At 36.6% G+C, this 6411-nt stretch carries 6 protein-coding genes; 4 read left to right on the top strand and 2 right to left on the bottom strand.

The window, feature by feature from the left end; genetic code table 11:
- Positions 1-80: 80 nt before the first annotated feature.
- The gene (locus tag ACQR30_RS05010; RefSeq protein ID WP_429732155.1) at positions 81-281 is read right to left on the bottom strand and encodes a helix-turn-helix transcriptional regulator; all 201 of its coding nucleotides are present in this window, start codon (positions 279-281) and stop codon (positions 81-83) included.
- The gene (locus tag ACQR30_RS05005) at positions 274-714 is read right to left on the bottom strand and encodes a hypothetical protein (RefSeq protein ID WP_429732152.1); all 441 of its coding nucleotides are present in this window, start codon (positions 712-714) and stop codon (positions 274-276) included. Before ACQR30_RS05005 ends, ACQR30_RS05010 begins: the two co-directional genes overlap by 8 nt.
- A gap of 306 nt (positions 715-1020) precedes the next feature.
- Between ACQR30_RS05005 and aspS the strand changes: the two genes are divergently transcribed.
- From aspS to hisC, 4 genes are all read left to right on the top strand, one after another.
- Positions 1021-2856: an aspartate--tRNA ligase gene (aspS, locus tag ACQR30_RS05000; protein ID WP_429732150.1), complete on the top strand. Its 1836-nt coding sequence runs from the start codon at positions 1021-1023 to the stop codon at positions 2854-2856.
- Positions 2857-3072: 216 nt separating this feature from the next.
- Positions 3073-3930: an ATP phosphoribosyltransferase gene (hisG, locus tag ACQR30_RS04995; protein WP_429732147.1), complete on the top strand. Its 858-nt coding sequence runs from the start codon at positions 3073-3075 to the stop codon at positions 3928-3930.
- Between the two features lie 32 nt (positions 3931-3962).
- Positions 3963-5252, top strand: a complete 1290-nt coding sequence (gene hisD, locus ACQR30_RS04990; protein ID WP_429732144.1) for a histidinol dehydrogenase — start codon at positions 3963-3965, stop codon at positions 5250-5252.
- 70 nt (positions 5253-5322) lie between these two features.
- Positions 5323-6378 (top strand): histidinol-phosphate transaminase, encoded by a 1056-nt coding sequence (hisC, locus tag ACQR30_RS04985; RefSeq protein ID WP_429732141.1) that lies wholly within the window; start codon positions 5323-5325, stop codon positions 6376-6378.
- The last annotated feature ends 33 nt before the right edge of the window (positions 6379-6411 follow it).

The raw sequence follows: 6411 nt of genomic DNA, 5'->3' as shown, positions 1-6411 counted from the left end.
AACCCCATAGCGGATGTATTGGCAGCCAGAGATTGGTCTAGCCAATAATGATAAGGCTTTTCTTTGCAGGAAAAATAGATTTAATCATCCGAAGAAAGTTGAAATATATCCTCTACTCTTTTATTAAAATATTGAGCTAATTTCAATGCCAAAACTGTCGATGGAACATATTTGTTTGCTTCCATTGCGTTTATTGTTTGTCTGCTAACACCAATTATTTTAGCCAACTCTTCCTGGGTTATATTTTTTATGGCTCTTTCTACCTTTAACGTATTAGTCATTGATTGCTTTTTTCTTTGTACAATATAGCACGTAATTAAATCTAATGAAGAATATGAATAAGGGGGTAAACATATTCCAAGCAATAATACCTAAGAAATCCCAACCATACAAAAATGTACTAGCTACAAATAGTATGATATAATTCACCAGTATAGCCCATTGGAAGGACGATAATCTTAGTTTGACGATAAATTCATCCTCTATCTTTTCTTTGGCAAAGGCCGCCATTAATCCGCCGGCTATTATCAACAAAATTAATAGTGTATTTGCTATATCGACATAAGATCCTTTGTAGGGAACGTACCGAATAAAAGTTAACCAATTTAAATCTTTAAGAAGATACCATTTGACTATGCCAAGAATGACAGATGGGATAAGAATTAAAAATCCTATCTTTTTACAATAATTTGGAAGAAGAGGAATTCGTTTCATTTTTTTTTACAAAAGTAATGTTTGTTTTTCATTATGTAAAATATATCTTACATTTAGTATAATTTATTTTACTTATTATTTGCGTACTTCTTTCTCTTATAGCTATTTTAGGTATGTAAGTAACCGTTGAATGATCTATCATTTTATTTCAATATTGGAACGGAAAGTCAGGTTTACCCACAGATTTGATATAGTAAATACAAAAAACAAGTCGCTCATTTTTCTCCGTTTTGCTATTTTGTATTACACCATATCTCTAAAATTCCTCATTTACCTTATCTTCGCAATCCTAAAAATTAATAGAATATGTATCGGTCACATAGTTGCGGAGAGTTGAATTTAGCCCATGTTGGCAACGAGGTTACACTGTCAGGTTGGGTGCAAACGGTGCGTAAATTCGGATCTATCACCTTTGTAGATTTACGCGATCGTTACGGTATTACACAATTACTAATTAGCGAGAGACTAAATGCGCAATTAGACGAAACGCCTTTGGGCCGAGAATTTGTGCTACAGGTAATAGGTATTGTTAGAGAAAGAAGTAATAAAAATAAAAATATTCCTACTGGAGAAATTGAATTAGATGTTCAATCCTTTAAAATATTAAACAAATCAGCTGTACCTCCCTTTACCATTCAAGATGAGACTGATGGGGGAGATGATTTGCGTATGAAATATCGTTATTTAGACCTCCGCAGAAATCCTATAAAAAAGAATATTGAATTACGTTACGCTGTGAGTCGTTCTGTAAGAAATTACATGCACGAAAATAACTTCATGGATATTGAAACACCTTTTCTTATTAAATCTACCCCTGAAGGAGCAAGGGATTTTGTAGTTCCTTCACGTATGAATGAAGGGCAGTTTTATGCATTGCCACAATCTCCTCAAACCTTCAAACAACTATTAATGATAAGTGGCTACGATCGTTATTATCAGATCGTAAAATGTTTTAGAGATGAGGATTTACGGGCGGATCGCCAGCCTGAATTTACACAAATAGATTGTGAAATGAGCTTTGTGGAACAGGAGGATATTTTGCAAATGTTTGAAGGCCTGATTCGACGTGTATTCGAGGATGTCAAACAATTAGAGTACAATGAAATCATAGAAAGAATATCATGGGAAGAAGCGATGTGGCAATATGGGAATGATAAACCAGATATTCGTTTTGGTATGAAGCTGGCTAATTTAAAATTTCCCCAGCATAGTTTTCCGACCAAACAAAATCAAACCGCAATATTTGAGGGTATAGATTTTAAAGTATTTAACGAGGCTGAGACGGTTGTGGCTGTCGCCGTTCCAGGTGCAGCAGAATATTCACGGAAACAATTAGATGAGTTGACAGATTGGGTGAAGCGTCCACAGATTGGAATGATGGGCTTGGTCAATATCAAATATAATACAGATGGAACTTTAAAAAGTAGTGTAGACAAATTCTTCAGCGAAGAAAAGCTAAAAACTATTGCAGAGGTTGCGGATGCGAAACCGGGTGATTTGATTTTGATCTTAGCAGGGAAGGAAGAACGCACACGTAAAGCAATTAGTGAATTACGCTTGGAAATGGGTAAAAGACTGGGCTTACGTAAGGATAATGAATACAAATTATTATGGGTTCTGGACTTTCCCTTGTTTGAATACGCGGAAGAAGAAAATCGTTGGGTTGCTCGTCATCATCCATTTACATCACCCAAACCGGATGATATTGCCATAATGATCAATAATAATCCAAAAATTGAAAACCCGGATAAATATTTAGAACATCCTTACGCCAATATCAAAGCCAATGCTTATGATATGGTGTTAAATGGTAATGAAATTGGTGGCGGTTCTATTCGTATATTTCAGAAAGAGTTACAACAAAAAATGTTCGCTGCTTTAGGAATGAGTGATGAAGAAGCGAAAGAGAAATTTGGATTTTTACTAGGTGCTTTTGAATTTGGAGCTCCTCCGCATGGTGGACTGGCATTTGGTTTTGATAGATTATGTGCTTTGTTAGGTGGCAGTGAAAGTATCAGAGACTTTATTGCATTCCCTAAAAATAACAGTGGACGTGATGTGATGATTGATGCGCCAGGCGCAATTGATCAAAAGCAATTAGACGAACTACAGCTAATACTAAAAGGAAATAATACTAAGTAAATTTCTAATTAACAATTAATTCATTTTAAATTAGGCAATATTCAATTTTTCGCTTTACATTTGCGCAAATGTTTAGAAATACTCATACACATCATCATCATTTCTTATCCCGCGGGTAAGCTAAATTGTTTTGTCGTGTACTTAATATAAAACATTGAAGGCTTGCCAGTTGGCGAGCCTTTTTTATTATTCTTTATAAAACTAAAAATTAAAATAATGCTACTTAAACTAGCTATTCAAAAGTCCGGCCGCTTGCACGACGATTCGGTAAAATTGTTGAAGGAATGTGGTATCGAAATTAGTAATAATGTAAAAAATCAATTGAAAGCGACGGCCTCTAATTTTCCCTTGGAAGTGTTTTTTTTGCGCGATGATGATATTCCGCAATATGTAGAAGATGGTGTGGCTGACATTGGATTTGTGGGGGAGAATGTGATCTATGAATCGAAAAAAAATGTGACAGTTGCTGAATTGTTGGGTTTTGGCAAATGTCGTCTCTCTATTGCCGTCGGTAAGAATGAATCCTATCCGAATATACAATGCCTGAATGGGAAGAAAATTGCGACTAGCTATCCGGTATTACTGCAGAAGTTTTTGGACGATAATAATGTTAAAGCAGATATTCATGAAATTAGTGGCAGTGTAGAAATAGCGCCGGGGATAGGTTTGGCGGATGCGATTTGTGATTTGGTAAGCAGTGGGTCAACGCTATTTATGAATGGTTTGCAAGAGACGGAAGTGATTTTGAAATCGGAATCGGCCCTGATAAAAACACCAACATTGTCTGAAGAAAAACAAAGGATTTTAGATAAATTGTTGTTTCGTATTCAGACCGTAAAAAAAGCAAAGAACAAAAAATATGTTCTGATGAATGCGCCCAATGATAAGTTAGAACAAATTATAAAAATTCTGCCTGGCATGAAAAGCCCGACTATATTACCACTGGCCGTGGAAGGTTGGAGCAGCATTCATACAGTACTTAGTGAAAATGATTTTTGGGAACATATAGAAGAAATAAAAAAGGTAGGCGCTGAAGATATTTTAGTGTTGCCCATTGAAAAAATGGTGGTTTAAGCATTGTGGAATAAAAAACTATTAGTAGAAAAATGAAAAAATATATAAATCCTGCAAAAGGCCTTTGGGCCGAAATGATTTCCAGAACGGTGTTTGACAATACATCGTTGAAAAATCAAGTTGCAGGAATTTTAGCAGAAATAAAATCAAATGGAGATAAGGCTGTTAAGAAATATACAGAGAAATTTGATGGAGTTGATTTGGAAAATATTATAGTAACGCAAGAAGAGATGAATGCTGCTGCCGGCGAGATCTCTATAGAACTAAAAGATGCTATTGAAGTGGCAGCAAAAAATATTCGATTTTTTCATGAGAAGCAAGTGGCTAAAGTTGAAGTGATTGAAACTCAACCAGGCGTTGCTTGCTGGCGAAAATCTGTTGGAATACAGAAGGTGGGTTTATACATTCCCGGAGGTTCTGCGCCCTTGTTTTCTACTATTTTGATGTTGGGCATTCCTGCGCAAATTGCTGGTTGCAAGGAGATTATATTATGCTCGCCGCCCAACAAGGAAGGAAAACTACATCCGGCTATTTTGTTTGCTGCGCAATTGGTTGGCGTTACCCAAATTTATAAAATTGGCGGTGTTCAAGCAATTGGTGCAATGACCTATGGAACTGAAACAGTCCCCAAAGTGTATAAGCTTTTTGGACCGGGTAATCAGTTTGTGACTTGCGCCAAACAAATGGCACAAGAGGAAGGTCTGGCTATTGACATGCCGGCCGGGCCGAGTGAAGTCTGTGTTTTAGCGGATCACTCAGCCGATGCCGCATTCGTAGCCTCTGATTTACTTTCTCAGGCGGAACATGGAGTGGATAGCCAAGCTATTTTGATTACGACTTCGGAAAAAATGTTGCAAAATGTAGAAGAAGAAGTGCAAAAGCAAGTAACAATCTTACCCAGAAGACTTATTGCAGAAAAGGCATTAGAGAATAGTAAGCTAATCTTGGTCAATTCGATTGACGAGGCGGTGGAGATTGCGAATGAATATGCATCTGAGCATTTAATTTTATCCTGCAAAAACGCTGATGAAGTGGCAGATAAAATAGTGAATGCTGGTTCTGTCTTTATTGGAAATTATTCGCCGGAAAGTGTTGGCGATTATGCCAGCGGGACTAATCACACTTTGCCCACCAATGGTTATGCACGTGCGTATAGTGGTGTAAGTGTAGATAGTTTCATAAAAAAAATCACTTATCAAAGACTTACGCAACCGGGGTTGCAACAGATTGCAGCGACCGTAATCTCGATGGCGGGTGCCGAAGGTTTAGAGGCACATGCGAATGCAGTGAGACTAAGGATTCAGGAACTTGAAAATAAATGAATTTGAAAATCTGTCATTAAACTATTTAGTCATTATCAAATTATTTTTGTTCTCATTCAAAAAAATATAAATGTTCGACCTAAACATTCTTTTAAGAAAAAATATAAAAAAATTGGCGCCTTATTCATCTGCGCGTGATGAGTTTTCCGGAGAAGCAAGGGTATTTTTAGATGCCAATGAAAACAGTTTGGGCTCTCCATTGTTGAAGTGGTATAATCGTTATCCGGATCCACACCAACAGTTATTGAAAAAAGCGGTCAGTTCAGTAAAAAACATTCCTGCCGAGAAAATTTTCTTAGGAAATGGTAGCGATGAATGCATTGATTTGCTGTATCGTAGCTTTTGTAATCCCGGAAAGGATAATGTGATTATATGCCCGCCTACTTATGGTATGTATGAAGTGTCTGCAAATATTAACGATGTGGAAATTCGTATCGCGCCACTATTAGAGGATTTTCAATTAAATTTAGCGCATATAGAATCTTTGGTCGATGTCCATACGAAAATCATTTGGCTATGTTCACCCAATAATCCTACAGGAAATTCGCTTAATCGTGAAGAATTGGAAATGGTATTGAATAATTTCGAAGGTATTGTGGCTGTGGATGAGGCTTATATTAACTTCGCAAAGCAAAAATCTCTTCTTCAGGAGTTGAATGATTATCCCAATTTGGTAGTCTTACAGACTTTCAGTAAGGCTTGGGGATTGGCTGGTTTGCGCCTTGGCTTGGCATTCGCATCCAAAGAGATTGTTGATATTTTAAGCAAGGTAAAGCCTCCGTACAACATCAATCAAGCGACACAAGATTTGGCATTGAAAGCATTAGAAGAGGTTGGACAGGTCAATGATATGATTAAAGAAATCGTAGATATGCGCAATGCGTTGGCTGAGGTTTTCGAAAAAATGGCTATTATAGAAAAAGTATATCCCTCTGATGCTAATTTTATATTGATAAAAATAAAAGATGCGAAAAAAGTATATGATTATTTATTGACTAAAGGTATCGTCGTGCGTGATCGCAGTCGGGTGTTACTTTGCGAGGATTGTCTAAGGGTAACTGTTGGCACGGAAAAAGAAAACACCGATTTAGTAGATGCACTTATTTCAATGAAAAATGAACAGTGAAAAATATTCTAGAACATTAACTATTAATAATTA

Source organism: Arachidicoccus sp., from assembly GCF_050436765.1.
GTDB lineage: Bacteria > Bacteroidota > Bacteroidia > Chitinophagales > Chitinophagaceae > Arachidicoccus.
This window is presented reverse-complemented; position numbering and strand designations above follow the sequence as displayed.

What these genes read in the sequence shown, in the direction of transcription:
- ACQR30_RS05010 (WP_429732155.1), bottom strand. Translation starts at nt 281, where the DNA reads ATGACTAATACGTTAAAGGTAGAAAGAGCCATAAAAAATATAACCCAG.
- ACQR30_RS05005 (WP_429732152.1), bottom strand. Translation starts at nt 714, where the DNA reads ATGAAACGAATTCCTCTTCTTCCAAATTATTGTAAAAAGATAGGATTT.
- aspS (WP_429732150.1), top strand. Translation starts at nt 1,021, where the DNA reads ATGTATCGGTCACATAGTTGCGGAGAGTTGAATTTAGCCCATGTTGGC.
- hisG (WP_429732147.1), top strand. Translation starts at nt 3,073, where the DNA reads ATGCTACTTAAACTAGCTATTCAAAAGTCCGGCCGCTTGCACGACGAT.
- hisD (WP_429732144.1), top strand. Translation starts at nt 3,963, where the DNA reads ATGAAAAAATATATAAATCCTGCAAAAGGCCTTTGGGCCGAAATGATT.
- hisC (WP_429732141.1), top strand. Translation starts at nt 5,323, where the DNA reads ATGTTCGACCTAAACATTCTTTTAAGAAAAAATATAAAAAAATTGGCG.